Here is an 18274-nt window from a genome sequence, read left to right as displayed (position 1 = left end):
CTGCAAGCTTAGGTAAGCCATAAGCAGGATGTGCAAAGAGATGTCATTTGAAGGGAGTTTATTGATTTTCAGCCGGCGGCGCGGACGTGTCGACACGCAGTGCATCCGGGCTAAGCGCAACGCTAAGAATCACCGGCTGCCAGCTCTCGCGACGGCTGAAGTGCAGGGAAAAACCGCGAGCAAGCAGGAAGCCGCCCACGCCCCCAAGCAAAGCCCCGCACATTGCGGCCAGGTTGGTACCAAACAGCGTCTGGAAAAGGCCTGAGCACAAAAATAGCCCGACCAACGGCGACATGTACACAAGCAGCGCGGACCCTAACAGGCTACTTTCCGCAATACCCAGTTCCACTTTTTGCCCGGCCACCAGCGGCTGCTCGCTTGGCACGGACAGTAGATGGCTGGTTTGTGGCCCCAGTTTGTTTAGTACGCGAGTGCCACATCCCGAGCGTGAAGCGCAGCTGTTGCAAGAGGCTTTCACATCACAGTGCAGCAGCGCTTCACCGTTTTGCCAGGAGACGACTGTCGCCCATTCTTTGATCATTGCGTCGCTCCGTTAAACTTCACGCTATCGCCAATGCGTTTCGCCGTTTGTGGAGGCAACTCACCTACAACGGTAATTTCGGTTTTATCACGAATTTCTGTGCTAATAGTGCGACGACCGGTACGTACCAGCTGCTCGCCATTATTTCCCTGAGCCGGGGCCTGACTGATATTCACCGAGAAGCTGAACAGCCCGTCAGAATAAAGACGAGATTCGATGGGTACACCCACGGTTGGCAGTGGCCGACGGCTGCTCGACACTTCGCTAAAGCCTTGCGGCAGCCACGTCGGTGCCCATGTAAAACTGGCCTTTTCTGCACCAGGAACGGACAGCAGCGGAGGCAGCGTAGCCTTCGCTAAATTCTGCATCAGCCCGCTCACCTGATTTTCGACAGAGAACGAAACAACCCGGAACTGTTCAAGCGTTTCGCCATCGCGATCCAGCAAATCAACGCGCAGCGGGAGCTTGGTTTCGGTATCGATCCAAACAATGTAGTTGTAGCGAGTACCGTCCCGGGCAACGACGCGAATCACTTCGCATAGCCGGTCAGCGATACGCGTACGCCCGACGGAAATAAAGTCGTAGTAAGGCGTCAGACGCTTAAAGTCGGTATAGACGATGGAAGGCAGAGAATCGACGATGTAGTCCCCGGTCAGCGTAAATGGCTCGAGCCCGGGTTCAAAGTAGCTGATTTCATTGCCGCGCTGAACGACTTCGCGGCGCGGGCCGTCCATTTGCAGGAATTGCGCAAGCGGGCGATTATCAAGACGTGCATGACGATAACTAAGGGAGTCAATCCCTTGTTTGCTGATACTGATAAACGCCAACTCATAATTGAGTGACTGACTAGCCTGGTTCATCTGCTGCAACAACGCCCCGGACGAAACAGTGTCCGCCGAGGCGCTGGAGGTGAACAACAGGCTGCCTGCCACGAGAGACAGGGCACACCAAAGTTGCTTCATTACTGCGATTGCGTTCCTAAAGTTTGGTTTCCTGGCACTTGCACAGCGGCCTGCTGGGTTTGCGCCTGTTCAAACTGGAGCTGCTCGGAGTGTAAACGACGCTGCAATTCATAATCCTGCAGCATAGCGTTAATACGACGACGCTGTTCCTGTACTTGCTGACTGCTGTTGCTGGCGGTCGTGTCAGACGGCACACCAAGGCTTACCGGACTGGCTTTACCCATCATCGGCAGGGTGTTAAACACCGGTGCCTCTGGCTGCGTGGTGCTGTCAGACTGGCCATTATAGTGCTGCACGCCCACGATAACCGCAAGCGATACGCACGCAGCAACGCCCATTTGGGTCAGTTGGCTTGCCCACGGACGTACCTTGTGCCAGAACGGCATTTTCTGCCATTGCTGAGGCTGTGGCTGTGATTCGGTAATGAGCGGCGCAACGTTACGCACAGGTTCATTCGCGATAGCCGCCATCACGTTGGCAGAAATATCAAAATGGAGCACTTCGCTGGTATCTCCGCGCATTGTGTCGCGGATAAGGTGGTAACTCTCCCAGCTTTGCTGCAGTTCACTGTCGTGTGACAGACGATTGAGCAGCTCACTATCGAGAGATTCGCCATCCATTAAAGCGGAAAGTTGTTCTTTCTGCATGCCTAAATACCCTTCCAGTAATCCGCTATCGTCAACGCCTGATAAGCGGTTGAACTTTATTATCAATAGCTTCCCTTGCGCGGAAAATACGAGAACGCACAGTACCTACCGGGCAATCCATAATGGCGGCTATCTCTTCATAGCTCAGGCCATCCAGCTCCCGCAACGTAATTGCCATGCGTAAATCTTCCGGGAGCGACTCAATAGTACGGAAAACTATCTGTCTCAGTTCCTCAGACAACATTAAGTTCTCAGGGTTCGAAATTTCTTTCAATGCGCTGCCACTTTCGTAGTTTTCAGCGTCAATGGCGTCCACATCACTTGATGGAGGACGGCGCCCCTGAGCAACCAGATAATTTTTAGCCGTGTTGACCGCGATGCGATACAGCCACGTATAAAACGCACTATCGCCACGGAATGAATCCAGTGCGCGATACGCTTTAATAAAAGATTCCTGCACCACATCGGGAACATCTCCCGAAGGCACATAGCGGGAAACCAGACTCGCAACCTTGTGCTGGTAGCGCACCACCAGTAGGTTAAATGATTTCTGATCTCCCTTTTGGACCCGTTCGACGAGGACCTGATCCGTTAACTGCTCGCTCATCCGAGGTAATGTCTCCCCAAACCCAATTCCCACGCGTAATCGAAATGCCACTCGAACCCTGCATTTTTGAGCAAGCTTTGAGTTTGAGTGCCCGAGGCCAGCAAAGTTCCGTTACGCCTTTGTTTTTCTGTCATGTTTAGCGGATTACATCTTTTCATTATAAGTTCCGCTTCGCAAAACGGTAACGCCGATTCTTCTGAATCAATGCTCAAAAAGTTAGCGAGCAGAGTATCGCATGAATTCAGGTATTTCATCATCTAATCTGCCGTATATCCTTCCGTAGCGAGATTTATTTACGCAATTTGCTAAGTTTCTCGCGATCACTTTACCGACAAGCCTGTTTAGTCTGCGCAACGCTAAAACAAAAAAAGCGTGTTCAGCATCCCATCCGATGCTATGCTCCGGTCACTCATGTTTAGTAAATTAAACAAAATGAACACGAATAGCGATCTGGTCTGTGACGTATTAATTGTCGGTAGCGGTGCTGCCGGTCTTTCTCTCGCGCTGCGTCTGGCTCAAACCAGCAAGGTCATCGTGCTAAGCAAAGGCCCGATTAACGAAGGCTCAACTTTTTATGCACAAGGGGGAATTGCCGCCGTTTTCGATGAAACCGACAGTATCGCTTCCCATATTGACGACACGCTGATAGCCGGCGCAGGGATCTGCGATCGCGACGCGGTAGAATTTGTGGCAAGTAATGCAAAACACTGCGTCCAGTGGCTGATTGCTCAAGGCGTCATGTTTGACACCCACACGCTGGCAAATGGCGAAGAGAGCTACCATTTGACGCGTGAAGGCGGCCATAGCCATCGCCGGATTCTGCATTCGGCAGATGCCACCGGGAAAGAAGTTGAAACCACACTTGTCGGCAAAGCCCTCAATCACCCAAATATTCAGGTTATCGAACGCAGCAACGCCGTCGACCTGATTATCTCCGACAAGATTGGCCTGCCGGGCACGAGGCGCGTCGTCGGTGCCTGGGTCTGGAACCGAAACCTTGAAAAGGTCGAAACCTGTCGTGCGAAATCCGTCGTTTTAGCCACCGGTGGTGCTTCAAAGGTCTATCAATACACAACAAACCCGGATATCGCCTCCGGCGACGGTATCGCTATGGCATGGCGTGCAGGCTGCCGGGTCGCCAATCTTGAATTCAATCAGTTTCACCCTACGGCACTGTTCCATCCTCAGGCCCGAAACTTCCTGCTTACCGAAGCATTGCGCGGGGAAGGTGCATACCTGAAACGCCCGGATGGTTCACGCTTTATGCCGGAGTTTGATGAACGTGCCGAGCTTGCACCGCGTGATATCGTCGCCAGAGCTATCGATCACGAAATGAAGCGCCTGGGCGCAGACTGCATGTATCTGGATATCAGCCATAAGCCGGAAGCGTTTGTTCGCCAGCACTTCCCTACTATTTATGAAAAGCTGCTTGGGCTAGGCATTGATTTAACCAAAGATCCGGTTCCCGTGGTGCCTGCCGCGCATTATACCTGCGGTGGCGTGATGGTTGATGAACACGGGCGCACTGACGTTGACGGGCTGTATGCCATTGGTGAAGTGACTTATACCGGGCTACACGGTGCAAACCGAATGGCATCAAACTCTCTGCTCGAATGCCTGGTTTATGGCTGGTCGGCTGCAGAAGATATTCTTAAGCGCTTACCCTATGCGCGTGAAAGTAAAAATTTGCCCGGCTGGGATGACAGCCGCGTCGACAACCCTGACGAACAGGTTGTTATCCAGCATAACTGGCATGAGCTGCGGCTTTTTATGTGGGACTACGTTGGGATTGTTCGCACCACTCGCCGGCTGGAGCGTGCGCTGCGAAGAATAACAATGCTGCAGCAAGAGATTGATGAGTACTACGCCAATTTCCGCGTATCAAACAATCTGCTTGAGCTGAGAAACCTGGTGCAGGTTGCCGAACTCATTGTGCGCTGCGCCATGCAACGTAAAGAGAGCCGGGGCCTGCACTACACGCTGGATTTTCCTGAGCAGCTAGCCGAATCCGGCCCAAGCGTGCTTTCCCCGCTCTACATAAACAGGTAGAAATCCTGGGTCAGGCTGCAATAGCCTTCAGAGTAGGTTTGATCTGGCCCACGGATCACCAGCCGATCGCTGTAGTACTCGCCGTTGGTCGGGGAAAGCGCGAGCATAACCCGATGCGGCAGGCGAGTTTCATTATCGGCCACATCGGTACGGTAGCGAACGTACCAACCCTGTGATTTTGCCAGCTCGCTGAATGCCGTGCCGGCAGTTTCCGGCATGATCACACAAAAGAAACCGTCTTCTGTTATCAGTTGTTCAGCACTGCTGAGCAAGGCCTGATGATCCAGCGTCGTGGTATAGCGGGCCTGAGCACGTTCTGGTGATGCACAGTGGCTGCCCTGCTCAAAGAAAGGCGGATTGCTGACAATTAAAGAGTAGCGCTGCGTTGCCTGCTGAGCCCACTCGCGGATGTCCGCACAGTGAACGTGAATACGCGAAGCCCAACGGCAGCCTTTGGCGTTTTCTGCCGCCTGTTCTGCAGCAACCGGATCCAGCTCCACGGCTTCGATCGTGACGTCATCAGCCGTTCTTTGGGCGAGCATCAGCGCCAGCAAACCGCTGCCAGTGCCAATATCCAGAACGCTTTTTACGTTCACCACCGGCACCCATGCACCGAGCAGCGTCCCATCTGTTCCCACCTTCATGGCGCAGCGATCGTGTGCCACAAAGAACTGTTTGAAGGTGAAACCATCCCGACGTAATACCGCTTTTTGATCCGACATCTTATCTACCTTGCAAAGAAACCGCCGTAGCATAAGTGAAACGAGCGACCACGGAAAGACACAAACAGATGAAGATCGCAGGCATAACGTCTATAATCGGCGTCCCAAACAGAGGTAGACCATGACTGTAAGCACTTTTTCCGAACTCGAACTTGATGAAAGCCTTTTGGACGCGCTCCAGGAGAAAGGCTTTACTCGCCCGACGGCCATTCAGGCTGCGGCCATTCCTCCTGCACTTGAAGGACGCGACGTGCTGGGTTCAGCACCGACGGGTACCGGTAAAACCGCAGCTTACCTGCTGCCAGCGCTACAGCATCTGGTCGACTTTCCTCGTAAGAAATCTGGCCCGCCGCGTATTCTTATCGTCACGCCGACCCGCGAACTCGCTATGCAGGTCGCCGACCACGCACGTGAACTGGCAAAACATACCCATTTGGATATTGCCACCATCACCGGCGGCGTAGCCTATATGAACCACGCTGAAGTTTTCAGCGAGAACCAGGATATCGTGGTTGCTACCACAGGCCGACTGCTGCAATACATAAAGGAAGAGAACTTCGACTGCCGCGCAGTTGAAACGCTGATCCTTGATGAAGCAGACCGTATGCTGGACATGGGTTTTGCTCAGGACATTGAAACCATTGCAGCGGAAACCCGCTGGCGTAAGCAAACCATGCTGTTTTCCGCTACCCTGGAAGGCAACGCGGTGAAAGACTTTGCTGAGCGCCTGCTGGAAGATCCGGTTGAAGTTTCCGCCACACCGTCCACGCGTGAACGCAAGAAGATCCATCAGTGGTACTACCGCGCTGACGACGTTGAGCACAAAACAAAATTACTCGTTCATTTACTGAACCAGACGGATACCACCCGCTCTATCGTCTTCGTGCGTAAGCGCGAGCGTGTGCATGAGCTGGTTGCCTGGCTGCGCGAAGTGGGCATCAACACCTGCTATCTCGAAGGCGAAATGGTGCAGGCCAAGCGTAACGAAGCCATCAAACGTTTAACCGACGGCCGCGTTAACGTTCTGGTTGCCACCGACGTAGCTGCCCGTGGGATCGATATTCCTGACGTTAGCCACGTGTTCAACTTTGACCTGCCGCGCACGGCGGATATCTACCTGCACCGTATTGGCCGTACAGGCCGCGCAGGCATGAAAGGAACCGCAATTTCGCTGGTTGAAGCGCACGATCATTTGCTGCTGGGTAAAATTACCCGCTACATGAAAGAGCCGCTGAAGTCCCGCGTTATCGACGAACTGCGTCCAACGACGCGTGCGCCAAGCGAGAAGCTGACCGGTAAGCCATCCAAGAAAGTGCTGGCTAAACGCGAAGAGAAGAAAAAAGAGAAAGACAAAGAGAAGCCGCGCGTTAAAGTGCGCCATCGCGATAAGAAAAACGTCGGTAAGCGCCGTAAGCCAACTGCGGCCACCACCACAGAGTCGCCGAAAGTCGACGAATAACATTAACGCCGGGATAATCCCGGCGTTTTTTATGGCTCAGCCCCTGCGTTTTCCTGCAAACATTCCATAAAAATCTTCATCGCCGGACTCACCACCTTCCCCGCGTGGTGTGCGCAAATCGCGTTAAGCATTAACGGCTGCTCGCTGAACGCCAGCTCCACCAGCTCACCGGATGACAGCTCCTTTTCAACGGTAAAACGGGGCAGGAAACTCACGCCCAGGTTTGCCGCAACGCACTGCTTAATGCTTTCTATGCTCCAAAGCTCGATAGTATTTTCCAGCGTGATCCTCCGCTGCCTTAGCTGCTCTTCGAAGATCAGCCGGAACACGCACTGAGGTTCATTGATCACAAAACTGACCGGGATGTGCCTGTCCGTCTGCAAGAAATCGACATCTTTCAGCGCCGGAGACGCCACCAGCACCAGCGATGGCTCGCCGATAGCCTGCATATGTAACGCCTCATCCTTTCCTACCCGATAAAACACCCCCAGATCGACACGATCGTCCAGCAGCGCATCACGAATGATGTAACAGTTCAAAGACTGCAGAGAGAGTTTTACCCTCGGCGCCCTTTCCTTAAAACGCTGCAGCACATGCGGCATTTTGTACGCCAGCAATGTTTCGCCGCTGGCAATCCTGAGCTCGCCTTCTGGCTCCGAGTCCTGTCTGGCTGCCTGCCTGATGGTATCGATGACGCGCGTCAGTTCGTACACATGGGGCATGATCTTTTTGCCGCTTTCAGTCAGGCGCATCCGTCGGCCAATTTTCTCAAACAGCTGTAGCGAAAGCTCCTGCTCAAGCTGCTGAATGTGAAAAGTGACCGTCGACTGCGTGCAGCACAGCTTTTGTGAGGCCAGCAGGAACGAGCCTTCTTCAACCACCGTTTTTAACGTAACAAACCGACGTAAATCCATCTCGCCCCCAACACATCGAAACCATCGAATTAAGAATGTAGAAACATTCATTTTTTTAAATATTCAGCTTTGCGTACTCTCAGCCAAAACAAAGGAGAACTCAAGTGATCGCCATTTTCTTTAGCGCTTTTTGGACATACACCCTGATTACCGCCCTGACGCCCGGCCCTAACAACATTCTGGCGCTGAGCACCGCTACCAGTCACGGACTGCGGCAAAGCACCCGCGTGTTGGGAGGCATGAGTCTTGGATTTCTGATAATCATGCTGATTTGCGCAGGCATAGCTTTTTCACTCGTCAGCCTCGACCCGAGATTTACTCGCGTGCTTAGCTGGGTGGGGGCAATTTACATTCTGTGGCTGGCGCTGAAGATAGCCACCAGCCAGCCGCCAGGTTCGGCGACCGACGTTCAGCCAATAGGTTTCTGGGCCAGCTTTGGCCTGCAATTCTTAAATGTAAAAATCATTCTCTACGGCATCACCGCCCTGTCGACTTTTGTCCTGCCGTATACGACGGAAATAAGCGGCGTCGTGGCAATGAGCGTTTTGCTGGCGGCGATAGGAAGTTTGGGGAATCTTTGCTGGGCGCTGGCTGGCCACTTATTCCAGAAAGTGTTTCTGCGCTTTGGACGCTCGCTGAATATTATTCTGGCACTGATGCTGGTTTACTGTGCGGTGCGGATTTTCTACTAACGTGAAAGAGCGCCAGAAGGCGCTCTTTATTCATTACGGCAGGAACTGAATTACAGGCTTTCAGTGAAAGTACGGGTGATGACGTCGCGCTGTTGTTCTGGGGTCAAGGAGTTAAAGCGCACCGCGTAGCCAGAAACACGAATGGTCAGCTGCGGATACTTTTCTGGATGCTTAACCGCATCTTCCAGCGTTTCACGACGCAGAACGTTAACGTTCAGGTGCTGACCACCTTCAACGCGAACTTCAGGTTTCACTTCCATTGGAATTTCACGGTATTCAAACTGCCCCAGTTTACTGACTGCGACCACTTCATCTTCCGCATAACCCGCTTTCGCACACACGCAGCGAGCTTCGCCTTTTTCACTGTCGAGCAGCCAGAAAGAGTTCAGAAGTTCATCGTTTGCCGCTTTTGTAATTTGGATACCAGTAATCATTTTATTTCTCCCTCAGGGTAAAGTGCTGATTCTTTGGGCCAGCGCTCTGGCTCATTGGTAAAACCTTTGTTGCTTTGTTGTTCTTATATCAGTCCGCCAGGCGCGATTCTTTGACTTAAATCAATTAAATCCACACGTTAAAAATGGCTTTAGCTGGTTTTATTTGTTTTACATCAACTTAGACCGGCAGCGAGAAGCTAAAAATTTTGTAAATATTCAACTTTATTTAGGGTCGTAGCTCATTGATGCCACGCACTATTTTGCTCATGGGGCAGAAGCAGTTAAGCTAGCGGACATTACAGATTCGCGGGAGAGCGAGATGACTACCCACCTCACCTGGCACGACGTGCTGGCAGAAGAGAAACAGCAGCCCTACTTTATCAATACGCTCAGCGCCGTCGCAGCAGAGCGCGCTGCGGGCGTGACCGTTTATCCTCCACAAAAGGACGTTTTCAACGCTTTTCGCTTTACCGAACTGGGCGATGTCAAAGTCGTGATTCTGGGGCAGGATCCCTATCACGGCCCAGGGCAGGCGCACGGACTCTCTTTCTCCGTGCTTCCAGGCATTGCCCCCCCACCTTCATTGGTCAATATGTACAAAGAGCTGGAAGCCTCAGTGCCGGATTTTACCCGTCCAGCCCACGGCTATCTTGAAAGCTGGGCGCGGCAGGGCGTGCTACTGCTCAATACGGTACTCACCGTCGAGGCCAGCAAAGCACATTCCCACGCCAATTTTGGCTGGGAGACTTTTACCGACAAAGTTATCGCACTCATTAATGAACACCGTGAAGGTGTAGTGTTCCTGCTGTGGGGAGCACACGCTCAGCGCAAAGGCAGCATTATCGATCGCCAGCGCCACCACGTGCTAACCGCACCGCACCCTTCTCCACTTTCGGCACATCGCGGTTTTCTTGGCTGTGGGCATTTCGTTAAGGCGAATGAGTATCTTGTAGAGCGTGGAGAGCAGCCCATCGACTGGATGCCACAGCTACCACAGGAAAATGGCTAAGTTCTGGACGAAAAAAAACCAGCGATTAAGCTGGTTTTTTATAGCAGGAGAACGTGTTACGCCTTGTTCTGGCGCCACCATTCACCCAGCAATACGCCGGTTGCTACGGATACATTGAGGCTTTCAACATTACCGGTACCTTCAATGGCTACGCTCATATCAGCATTTTCAAAGGTGGTGTCGGAAACGCCATCGCGCTCCTGGCCCAGCACCAGCACCATTTTTTTAGGTAACTCGGCTTTATACAGCGGAGTCCCCTGATGGCTTGAGGTTGTCACGATGGTGTAGCCTGCTTTACGGAAAGCTTCCAGCCCATCGCCAAACGTCTCGCCGCTGATCGCGACAACGTGCTCTGCACCGCCTTCTGCGGTACGAATTGCCGCACCGGACTCCAGCAGAGAAGCATCCTGAATCAGCAAGCCTTTCACACCGAAGTGCGCACAGCTACGCATGATCCCGCCAAGGTTGTGAGGGTTGCCCACATCCTCCAGCGCCAGTACGCAGTCTTCTTCCCCGGCTTTATTCAGCCACGTCTGCACGCTGATACCGCTACGCTTTTTAATAATGAAGCAAACACCACCGTGGTGTTCCGTGCCGGAGGCTTTTGCCAGCTCGGCGTCATCCACTACGTGGTAAGCCTTGCGATTAGCAGCCATCCAGCGAAGCGCTTCTTTAAAGCGAGGCGTAACGCTCTGAATAAACCAGGCACGCACGATGCTTTCCGGGCGGCTCTGGAACAGCGCCTGGCAAGCATTCTCACCGTACACACGGGCTTCTTCGGCGCGCTGGCGACGAATCACTTCCGGATCAACGATGTGCTTAGTCGTACCTTCATTGTCAGAAGCCGACAGCGAAGTGTCTACCGGGGCACGGGAAACCGTGCGCCATGGAGAAGCCGCTTCACCGCGATCGCCTCTGTCGCTACGTTCATTACGATCGCGCCCGCCGCGAGGTTTATCATCGTGACGAGCCTGACGGCGACCGCCGCCTTCACCACGTGACGCACCGGCAGGACGCCCACCACCTTTCCCGGTACGCGGGTTTTGGCTGCGTTGTTCGCTTTCGTCGTCACCGCGGACATACATCACTTTGACCTTGCCGCTTTTACCTTTAAATTCGTCGTTCATTGTTCCTCCACCTGGCTGAGCGCGAAGCGCGCAGATTACCTGATGTGCCATGGGTTAGCCATTAACTTTGCTTAAAAGCTAAAAACTATTGTACTCATCGAATAAACCACTTTGTTGGCCTCCCCATCTTCGCTGATAATATGTAACATATTTGAAACATCCTCGGTGCCTGACACCAATTTCAATCATTCTCTTTGAGGTTAGTTATGAATACCGTTTGTGCCGACTGCCAGGCTGTTAACCGCATTCCTGACGACCGTATCGATGACGGCGCAAAGTGCGGTCGCTGCGGCCATGAACTGTTTGACGGTGAAGTCGTCAACGCCACGGCGGCAACCCTGGATAAACTTCTGAAAGATGAATTGCCGGTTGTGGTTGATTTTTGGGCGCCGTGGTGTGGCCCATGCGTGAACTTCGCCCCTATTTTTGAAGATGTTGCCGAAGAGCGCAGTGGCAAAGTTCGCTTTGTGAAGGTCAACACCGAAGCCGAGCAGGAGCTAAGCGCACGTTTTCGCATTAGAAGCATCCCAACCATTATGATTTTCAAAAATGGCCAGGTCGTCGATATGCTGAATGGCGCCATGCCCAAAGTCCCGTTTGATAGCTGGCTGGACGAAAATATCTGATTTTGAGGGGGCATTTTTTCAGCCCCCTTTCTCTATCTACGGTAGAATGACGTTTTTAGCCAAACATCCTTCATTAATGACAGAAAACGCCGTTCTCCGCCTTCGTGCTGCTCGCCTTGCTCGCGCAACCCGTCCTTTTCTCGCCCGTGGTAATCGCGTTCGTCGCTGCCAGCGTTGCCTGTTGCCGTTGAAAAACTGCCTGTGCGAGACGCTTCAGCCCAAAAATGCGCGCAGCCGCTTCTGCCTGGTGATGTTTGACACCGAACCCATGAAGCCAAGTAATACCGGGCGACTCATTGCCGATATTTTACCGGAAACCGAGGCATTTCAATGGTCGCGCACGGAGCCACCTCAGGCGCTGCTCGATCTAGTTGCCAACCCGGATTACCAGCCAATGGTGGTTTTCCCCGCCTCTTATGCAGATAGCGATCGGGAAGTCCTGACCACGCCACCGATGAGCGGCAAACCGCCGCTGTTTATCATGCTGGATGGCACGTGGACTGAAGCGCGCAAAATGTTCCGTAAAAGCCCTTATCTCGATGCGCTGCCGGTAATTTCCGTTGATTTAAGTATTACCTCGGCTTATCGCCTGAGAGAAGCCCATGCGGATGGCCAGTATTGCACCGCAGAAGTCGCCGCAGCCCTGCTTGAGCTGGCGGGGGATACGGTCGCTTCCAAAGGATTAACCCAGCATTTCACTCTTTTCCGCGAACGCTATCTGGCGGGGAAACCCCATCATCAGGGCAGCGTCACAGCAGAAGTAGAAGAAAACGTTTAGACTCTCCTGAACATCACTCAGGGGAGAGCGTCGTGAGTCAACGAGGCCTGGAAGCGCTGCTGCGCCCAAAATCCATAGCCGTTATCGGTGCTTCAGCAAAAACCGACCGCGCCGGTTATTTAATGATGCGCAACTTGCTGGCTGGCGGATTCAACGGCCCGGTAATGCCGGTGACGCCGACTCACAAAGCCGTGTGCGGGGTGCTTGCCTGGCCGGATATTGCCAGCCTGCCGCTGGCCCCCGACCTTGCGATTATCTGTACGCATTCCAGACGCAACCTTACGCTGCTTGAAGCGTTAGGCAGTAAAGGCTGTAAAGCCTGCATTATCTTATCTGCCCCGCCGGAGCAATTGCCCGAATTGCTGGCCTGCGCCTCTCGCTGGCAAATTCGTCTGCTTGGGCCGAACAGTCTTGGCCTTCTGGCTCCGTGGCAGGGGCTAAATGCCAGTTTCTCCCCAGTCCCTATCCAAAAAGGGAAACTGGCGTTTATTTCTCAGTCAGCTGCGGTATCCAACACCATCCTGGACTGGGCGCAGCAGCGCGAAATGGGCTTTTCCTGGTTTATCGCGCTTGGTGATAGCCTGGATATCGACGTGGATGAACTGCTTGATTACCTGGCCAGAGATACCAAAACCAGCGCCATCCTGCTGTATCTTGAACATCTAAGCGATGCCCGACGCTTTGTTTCTGCCGCAAGAAGTGCCTCGCGTAACAAGCCGATTCTGGTCATCAAAAGCGGGCGCAGCAGCAAAGCGCAAACGCTACTGAAAACCCATCCAGGTCTGGATGCGGCATGGGACGCGGCGATACAACGCGCGGGATTGCTTCGGGTACAGGATACACATGAGCTGTTTTCCGCCGTAGAAACCCTCAGCCATATGCGCCCTTTACGCGGCGAACGGCTGATGATTGTCAGTAACGGTGCGGCACCCGCGGCGCTGGCGCTTGATGAGCTATGGATTCGTAACGGCAAACTGGCGACGTTAAGTGAAGAAACCATGCTGGCTGTTGCTCAAGTGCTGCCCCCTGGCGTTGAGGTTGGAAACCCGATAGATCTGCGTGATGACGCGACGCCCGGTCGTTATCTGCTGGCCGTGGAAAAATTGCTGGATAGCCATGATTTTGATGCCTTACTGGTTATTCATTCTCCCAGCGCCGCCGCCCCAGGAACCGCAAGCGCTCTAGCCCTGATCGATTTGTTACAGCGGCATCCTCGCGGCAAATATCTCACCATTGTCACCAACTGGTGCGGGGAGTATTCCTCCCAGGAAGCCAGGCGCCTGTTTAGCGATGCCGGTATTCCTACCTACAGAACACCAGAAGGCGCGGTAACGGCATTTATGCACATGGTCGAGTATCGCCGTAACCAGAAGCAACTGCGCGAAACGCCTGCTCTGCCAGCTAACCTGACGGCAAACACTACCGACGCTCATCATCTGATTCAGCAGGCATTGCACCAGGGAGCAACGACGCTGGATACCCATGAAGTAAGGCCAGTGCTTGAAGCTTATGGCTTAGCTACCCTGCCAACGTGGATTGCAGGAGACAGCGCAGAAGCGGTACATATTGCCGAGCAAATTGGTTATCCGGTCGCATTAAAACTTCGTTCTCCGGATATTCCCCACAAGTCGGAAGTTCAGGGCGTTATGCTTTATTTACGCACGGCCAGTGAAGTGCAGCAGGCTGCCGAAGCTATCATCGACCGTGTAAAAATGGCCTGGCCCCAGGCACGCATTCACGGCCTGCTGGTGCAAAGCATGGCAAACCGCGCTGGCGCGCAGGAGTTACGCGTCGTCGTTGAACACGATCCGGTGTTCGGGCCATTGATCATGCTGGGCGAAGGTGGCGTCGAATGGCGACCCGAGCGGCAGGCGGCAGTTGCCCTTCCCCCGCTAAACATGAACCTTGCCCGATACCTTGTTATTCAGGCGATCAAAAGCGGCAAGATCCGAAGCCGGAGCGCATTACGCCCGCTGGATATCGCCGGGATCAGCGAAGTTTTGGTACAAGTCTCCAATCTGATCGTTGATTGCCCGGAGATAGTGAGACTCGATATTCACCCGCTGCTGGCGTCCGGCAGTGAGTTCACATTGCTGGATGTCACTCTTGAGTTAGCCGAGTTTACGGGTGATGCGGATGACAGGCTGGCAGTTCGTCCTTATCCTCACCAGCTTGAGGAACTGGTACAGCTTAAAAATGGCGATCGCTGCCTGTTCCGGCCTATCCTGCCCGAAGACGAACCTCAGCTGCAGCGGTTTATCGCTCAGGTAACAAAAGAGGATCTCTACTATCGCTATTTCAGCGAGATCAATGAATTTACCCACGAAGATTTAGCCAACATGACGCAGATCGACTACGATCGAGAAATGGCGTTCGTTGCCGTCAGAAGAATGAAAGGCAGTGATGAGATCCTCGGCGTCACCCGCGCTATTTCAGATCCTGACAACGTTGATGCCGAGTTCGCCGTGCTGGTTCGCTCCGACCTGAAAGGCCTCGGGCTCGGTCGACGTTTACTGACTAAGCTCATCGATTACACCAGACAACATGGCCTTCAGCGGCTGAATGGCATCACGATGCCGAATAACCAGGGCATGATTACTCTTGCACGTAAATTGGGTTTTAGTGTCGATATTCAGCTAGAAGATGGCATCGTGAGTCTAATGCTGCCGCTGGGTAAAAGCGCAGATTCGTGAGTAAGGTACTGGAAAACATACTCACTTTGCGTAGCAGTAGTGGTATTATCAGCAGGTTCTGACGTCTGGATTTTGCAGAGGGCCATCCAATGAAGAGAGAAGATAAGCACTGTGATGTTGTCTAAATTTAAGCGTAATAAACATCAACAACACCTTGCCCAGTTACCGAAGCTTTCTCAATCAGTTGATGATGTAGAAACCCTGTTCTCCCCAGCGGATTTCCGCGAGACGCTGTTGAAAAAAATCGCCAGCGCAACGCAGCGTATTTGCATTATTGCGTTGTATCTTGAACAGGATGACGGCGGCAAAGGAATTTTGTCCGCGGTTTATCAAGCCAAACAGCAGCGGCCGGATTTGGATGTGTCCATTCTGGTTGACTGGCACCGTGCTCAGCGCGGACGTATTGGTGTTGCCGCAGCCAACACCAATGCGGATTGGTATCACCGCATGGCCGAGCAGTTCCCTGGTGTGAATGTCCCGGTCTACGGCGTTCCCGTCAATACTCGCGAAGCCCTTGGCGTGTTGCATTTCAAAGGCTTTATTATTGATGACAGCGTCATCTATAGTGGTGCCAGCCTCAACGATGTTTATCTGCATCAGCACGATAAATATCGCTATGATCGCTACCAAATCATTCGCAACCGCTCTCTGGCTGACATCATGCATGGCTGGGTTAATCAGAATCTGGTGAATGGCCGGGCGGTTCATCGCCTGGATGTCGCCGAACGCGTAAAAAGCCCAGAAATTAAAAACGATATCCGCCTTTTCCGCCAGGAATTGCGTGACGCTAACTTTATCTTCCACGGCGATGCAGATAACGATCAACTGTCGGTTACGCCGCTGGTTGGGCTGGGAAAATCCAGCCTGCTGAATAAAACCATCTTCCATCTCATGCCTTGTGCGGAGCAAAAGCTCACTATCTGCACGCCATACTTCAACCTGCCAGCAGTGCTGGTGCGTAATATCATTCAGCTACTGCGGGACGGCAAGCAGGTAGAGATTATCGTTGGCGATAAGACGGCGAATGATTTCTATATTCCGGAAGATCAGCCGTTTAAGATTATTGGCGCGCTGCCTTATCTCTACGAGATTAACCTGCGCCGCTTCCTCAGCCGCCTGCAGTATTATGTGAATACCGGGCAGCTGATTGTGCGTTTATGGAAAGATGGGGATAACAGCTATCACCTGAAAGGCATGTGGGTAGACAACGAGTGGATGCTGCTGACCGGGAATAACCTTAACCCACGCGCGTGGCGCCTGGATTTGGAAAATGCCCTGTTGATTCACGATCCTAAAAGAGAGCTTGAGGGCATTCGCACCAAAGAGCTGGAGCTTATCCGTACTCATACTACAGTTGTTAAGCATTATCGAGATCTGCAAAGCATCGCCGAATATCCGGTTAAAGTTCGCAAACTGATTCGCCGCCTGCGTCGTATCCGTATCGACCGACTAATAAGCCGTATTCTCTAAATATTTAAGCCCTGCACTGCAGGGCTTTTTCTTTCTAGAGCTTAATCCCTTTCCCTTTGCGGTGCAGCAGCAGAGAAACAGCAAATGCCAGCGCCCCCATCCCAGAGACATACCAGAAGAAGGTCGTTTCGCTACCCATCGATTTCAGTGATAAGGCGACATATTCTGCGGAGCCACCAAACAAGGCGTTTGCAACCGCATAAGACAGGCCTACGCCCAGGGCACGAACTTCCGGCGGGAACATTTCCGCCTTCAGGATGCCGCTGATTGAAGTGTAAAAGCTGACAATCAGCATCGCCGCCATCACCAAAGCAAAGGCTGCATACGGTGAGCTAACATTCTGCAACGCCGTCAAAATAGGCACAGTCAGCACCGCTGCCAACCCACCAAAACAGAGCATAGAACTACGACGACCAATTTTATCCGACAGCGCACCGAAGAATGGCTGGAGTACCATGAAAATAAAAAGCGCAAAGGTCATCAGCGCGCTGGCCGTGTTAGCGTGCATCCCTGCAGTATTCACCAGATATTTCTGCATATAGGTGGTGAAGGTATAGAAAGCCAGAGAGCCTCCTGCGGTGAAGCCAAGCACCATAATGAAGGCTTTTTTATTTTTCCACAGCCCGGAAAGCGTACCGGCATCCTTGTGCTCGCGGGTCGCTTTATCCGATGTTTCATCCAGAGAACGACGGAGATAGAGAGCAACAATCGCCAGCACGGCCCCAATCGCAAAGGGAATTCTCCATCCCCAACTACGCAAATCTTCATCACTTAGCACTTGCTGGAGAACAACCACAACAAGTAGCGCGGCCAGCTGCCCGCCAATGAGCGTAACGTACTGGAATGAGGCATAGAAACCTTTACGCCCTTCGACAGCCACCTCACTCATGTAAGTTGCGCTGGTACCGTATTCACCTCCAACAGATAAGCCCTGAAACAGGCGAGCTAAAAGCAATAACGCCGGGGCCCACGTGCCAATGGTGGCATATCCTGGCAGGCAGGCAATCACCAATGAACCAAAGCACATCATACAAACGGAGATCAGCATCGAGTTTTTGCGGCCATGTTTATCTGCGATATAGCCGAATAACCAGCCTCCAATCGGTCGCATCAGAAAGCCAGCGGCAAAGACACCCGCCGTTTGCAGCAGTTGGGTAGTGGTATTCCCCGTTGGGAAAAAGATATGTGCAAAATAGAGTGAGCAGAATGAGTAAACATAAAAATCAAACCACTCAACCAAATTCCCTGATGAAGCACCAACAATGGCCCAGACACGACGACGGGTATCTGCCGCCGTCGATACAGTATTTGCTTCGCTTGTTGTTTCAATCATTTTATTTTCTTCTCCTGTCTTCCTGAATGGGTCTAATAGCCCAGGATCCAGTAAAGCAGGAGAAAGAAATTTTGTGAGGCAAAGTATCTTGTTGCGGAGTTGTTACATTAACTTTTGTGAGCAACTTGAGATTTTTGCGAAAAGGTATGGTTTAAAAAGCAAATAACCCCGGCCTTTCGGTCGGGGTTATTGCTAATTTGATGCCTGGCAG

At 52.6% G+C, this 18274-nt stretch carries 18 protein-coding genes; 8 read left to right on the top strand and 10 right to left on the bottom strand.

What is annotated here, in order from left to right; all coding sequences use genetic code 11:
• Positions 1-58: 58 nt before the first annotated feature.
• From rseC to rseD, 5 genes are read right to left on the bottom strand one after another with little or no spacing between them, the layout of a single operon-like run.
• Entirely contained in the window at positions 59-541 is a 483-nt protein-coding gene (gene rseC, locus CNE01S_RS20205) for a SoxR-reducing system protein RseC (protein WP_061278003.1), read from the bottom strand.
• Entirely contained in the window at positions 538-1503 is a 966-nt protein-coding gene (gene rseB, locus CNE01S_RS20200; protein WP_061278002.1) for a sigma-E factor regulatory protein RseB, read from the bottom strand. Before rseB ends, rseC begins: the two co-directional genes overlap by 4 nt.
• Positions 1503-2150, bottom strand: coding sequence for an anti-sigma-E factor RseA (gene rseA / locus CNE01S_RS20195; protein WP_061278001.1), 648 nt, complete (start codon positions 2148-2150; stop codon positions 1503-1505). The genes rseB and rseA overlap by 1 nt, the downstream gene beginning before the upstream one ends.
• Before the next feature lie 31 nt (positions 2151-2181).
• Complete coding sequence (rpoE, locus tag CNE01S_RS20190; protein ID WP_016537822.1) at positions 2182-2757, bottom strand: RNA polymerase sigma factor RpoE; 576 nt, start codon at positions 2755-2757, stop codon at positions 2182-2184.
• Positions 2754-2891 (bottom strand): rpoE leader peptide RseD, encoded by a 138-nt coding sequence (gene rseD / locus CNE01S_RS26025; RefSeq protein WP_139827391.1) that lies wholly within the window; start codon positions 2889-2891, stop codon positions 2754-2756. Before rseD ends, rpoE begins: the two co-directional genes overlap by 4 nt.
• Before the next feature lie 298 nt (positions 2892-3189).
• Between rseD and nadB the strand changes: the two genes are divergently transcribed.
• Positions 3190-4806 carry an L-aspartate oxidase gene (nadB, locus tag CNE01S_RS20180; RefSeq protein WP_061278029.1) on the top strand — a complete coding sequence of 539 codons (1617 nt, stop codon included), beginning with the start codon at positions 3190-3192 and terminating at the stop codon, positions 4804-4806.
• On the opposite strand, the gene trmN is transcribed toward nadB, so the two are convergent.
• Positions 4791-5528: a tRNA(1)(Val) (adenine(37)-N(6))-methyltransferase TrmN gene (gene trmN, locus CNE01S_RS20175; RefSeq protein WP_061277999.1), complete on the bottom strand. Its 738-nt coding sequence runs from the start codon at positions 5526-5528 to the stop codon at positions 4791-4793. The two genes, nadB and trmN, sit on opposite strands and share 16 nt — an antisense overlap.
• 121 nt (positions 5529-5649) lie before the next feature.
• Between trmN and srmB the strand changes: the two genes are divergently transcribed.
• Entirely contained in the window at positions 5650-6987 is a 1338-nt protein-coding gene (gene srmB / locus CNE01S_RS20170; RefSeq protein WP_061277998.1) for an ATP-dependent RNA helicase SrmB, read from the top strand.
• A gap of 29 nt (positions 6988-7016) precedes the next feature.
• Here srmB and CNE01S_RS20165 read toward each other — a convergent pair whose 3' ends face one another.
• A complete protein-coding gene (locus CNE01S_RS20165) occupies positions 7017-7901 on the bottom strand; it encodes a LysR family transcriptional regulator (RefSeq protein WP_061277997.1) in 885 nt (294 codons plus the stop codon).
• A 104-nt stretch (positions 7902-8005) separates the two neighbouring features.
• Between CNE01S_RS20165 and eamB the strand changes: the two genes are divergently transcribed.
• Entirely contained in the window at positions 8006-8593 is a 588-nt protein-coding gene (eamB, locus tag CNE01S_RS20160; RefSeq protein ID WP_061277996.1) for a cysteine/O-acetylserine transporter, read from the top strand.
• 50 nt (positions 8594-8643) lie between these two features.
• On the opposite strand, the gene grcA is transcribed toward eamB, so the two are convergent.
• Complete coding sequence (grcA, locus tag CNE01S_RS20155) at positions 8644-9027, bottom strand: autonomous glycyl radical cofactor GrcA (protein WP_061277995.1); 384 nt, start codon at positions 9025-9027, stop codon at positions 8644-8646.
• Positions 9028-9346: 319 nt separating this feature from the next.
• Between grcA and ung the strand changes: the two genes are divergently transcribed.
• Entirely contained in the window at positions 9347-10036 is a 690-nt protein-coding gene (gene ung / locus CNE01S_RS20150; protein ID WP_061277994.1) for a uracil-DNA glycosylase, read from the top strand.
• 56 nt (positions 10037-10092) lie between these two features.
• On the opposite strand, the gene CNE01S_RS20145 is transcribed toward ung, so the two are convergent.
• A complete protein-coding gene (locus CNE01S_RS20145; RefSeq protein WP_061277993.1) occupies positions 10093-11163 on the bottom strand; it encodes a tRNA/rRNA methyltransferase in 1071 nt (356 codons plus the stop codon).
• A 206-nt stretch (positions 11164-11369) separates the two neighbouring features.
• Here CNE01S_RS20145 and trxC point away from each other — a divergent pair, with 206 nt between their 5' ends.
• From trxC to pssA, 4 genes are all read left to right on the top strand, one after another.
• Entirely contained in the window at positions 11370-11789 is a 420-nt protein-coding gene (gene trxC, locus CNE01S_RS20140; protein ID WP_061277992.1) for a thioredoxin TrxC, read from the top strand.
• 76 nt (positions 11790-11865) lie between these two features.
• Positions 11866-12567 carry a tRNA-uridine aminocarboxypropyltransferase gene (locus CNE01S_RS20135; protein WP_061277991.1) on the top strand — a complete coding sequence of 234 codons (702 nt, stop codon included), beginning with the start codon at positions 11866-11868 and terminating at the stop codon, positions 12565-12567.
• A 32-nt stretch (positions 12568-12599) separates the two neighbouring features.
• Positions 12600-15260 carry a bifunctional acetate--CoA ligase family protein/GNAT family N-acetyltransferase gene (locus tag CNE01S_RS20130; RefSeq protein ID WP_061277990.1) on the top strand — a complete coding sequence of 887 codons (2661 nt, stop codon included), beginning with the start codon at positions 12600-12602 and terminating at the stop codon, positions 15258-15260.
• Positions 15261-15374: 114 nt separating this feature from the next.
• The gene (gene pssA, locus CNE01S_RS20125) at positions 15375-16730 is read left to right on the top strand and encodes a CDP-diacylglycerol--serine O-phosphatidyltransferase (protein ID WP_061277989.1); all 1356 of its coding nucleotides are present in this window, start codon (positions 15375-15377) and stop codon (positions 16728-16730) included.
• A gap of 34 nt (positions 16731-16764) precedes the next feature.
• Here pssA and CNE01S_RS20120 read toward each other — a convergent pair whose 3' ends face one another.
• Entirely contained in the window at positions 16765-18063 is a 1299-nt protein-coding gene (locus tag CNE01S_RS20120; RefSeq protein WP_061277988.1) for an MFS transporter, read from the bottom strand.
• Positions 18064-18274: the final 211 nt, after the last annotated feature.

Origin of the sequence: Cedecea neteri NBRC 105707 = ATCC 33855 (assembly GCF_001571265.1) — a bacterium.
Taxonomy (GTDB): domain Bacteria; phylum Pseudomonadota; class Gammaproteobacteria; order Enterobacterales; family Enterobacteriaceae; genus Cedecea; species Cedecea neteri.
This window is presented reverse-complemented; position numbering and strand designations above follow the sequence as displayed.

Coding starts and splice junctions, on each gene's coding strand:
- ung (WP_061277994.1), top strand. CDS start 9,347: ATGACTACCCACCTCACCTGGCACGACGTGCTGGCAGAAGAGAAACAG.
- rseA (WP_061278001.1), bottom strand. CDS start 2,150: ATGCAGAAAGAACAACTTTCCGCTTTAATGGATGGCGAATCTCTCGAT.
- nadB (WP_061278029.1), top strand. CDS start 3,190: ATGAACACGAATAGCGATCTGGTCTGTGACGTATTAATTGTCGGTAGC.
- rseD (WP_139827391.1), bottom strand. CDS start 2,891: ATGACAGAAAAACAAAGGCGTAACGGAACTTTGCTGGCCTCGGGCACT.
- grcA (WP_061277995.1), bottom strand. CDS start 9,027: ATGATTACTGGTATCCAAATTACAAAAGCGGCAAACGATGAACTTCTG.
- trmN (WP_061277999.1), bottom strand. CDS start 5,528: ATGTCGGATCAAAAAGCGGTATTACGTCGGGATGGTTTCACCTTCAAA.
- rpoE (WP_016537822.1), bottom strand. CDS start 2,757: ATGAGCGAGCAGTTAACGGATCAGGTCCTCGTCGAACGGGTCCAAAAG.
- trxC (WP_061277992.1), top strand. CDS start 11,370: ATGAATACCGTTTGTGCCGACTGCCAGGCTGTTAACCGCATTCCTGAC.
- srmB (WP_061277998.1), top strand. CDS start 5,650: ATGACTGTAAGCACTTTTTCCGAACTCGAACTTGATGAAAGCCTTTTG.
- rseB (WP_061278002.1), bottom strand. CDS start 1,503: ATGAAGCAACTTTGGTGTGCCCTGTCTCTCGTGGCAGGCAGCCTGTTG.
- CNE01S_RS20145 (WP_061277993.1), bottom strand. CDS start 11,163: ATGAACGACGAATTTAAAGGTAAAAGCGGCAAGGTCAAAGTGATGTAT.
- CNE01S_RS20120 (WP_061277988.1), bottom strand. CDS start 18,063: ATGATTGAAACAACAAGCGAAGCAAATACTGTATCGACGGCGGCAGAT.
- pssA (WP_061277989.1), top strand. CDS start 15,375: ATGTTGTCTAAATTTAAGCGTAATAAACATCAACAACACCTTGCCCAG.
- rseC (WP_061278003.1), bottom strand. CDS start 541: ATGATCAAAGAATGGGCGACAGTCGTCTCCTGGCAAAACGGTGAAGCG.
- CNE01S_RS20135 (WP_061277991.1), top strand. CDS start 11,866: ATGACAGAAAACGCCGTTCTCCGCCTTCGTGCTGCTCGCCTTGCTCGC.
- CNE01S_RS20165 (WP_061277997.1), bottom strand. CDS start 7,901: ATGGATTTACGTCGGTTTGTTACGTTAAAAACGGTGGTTGAAGAAGGC.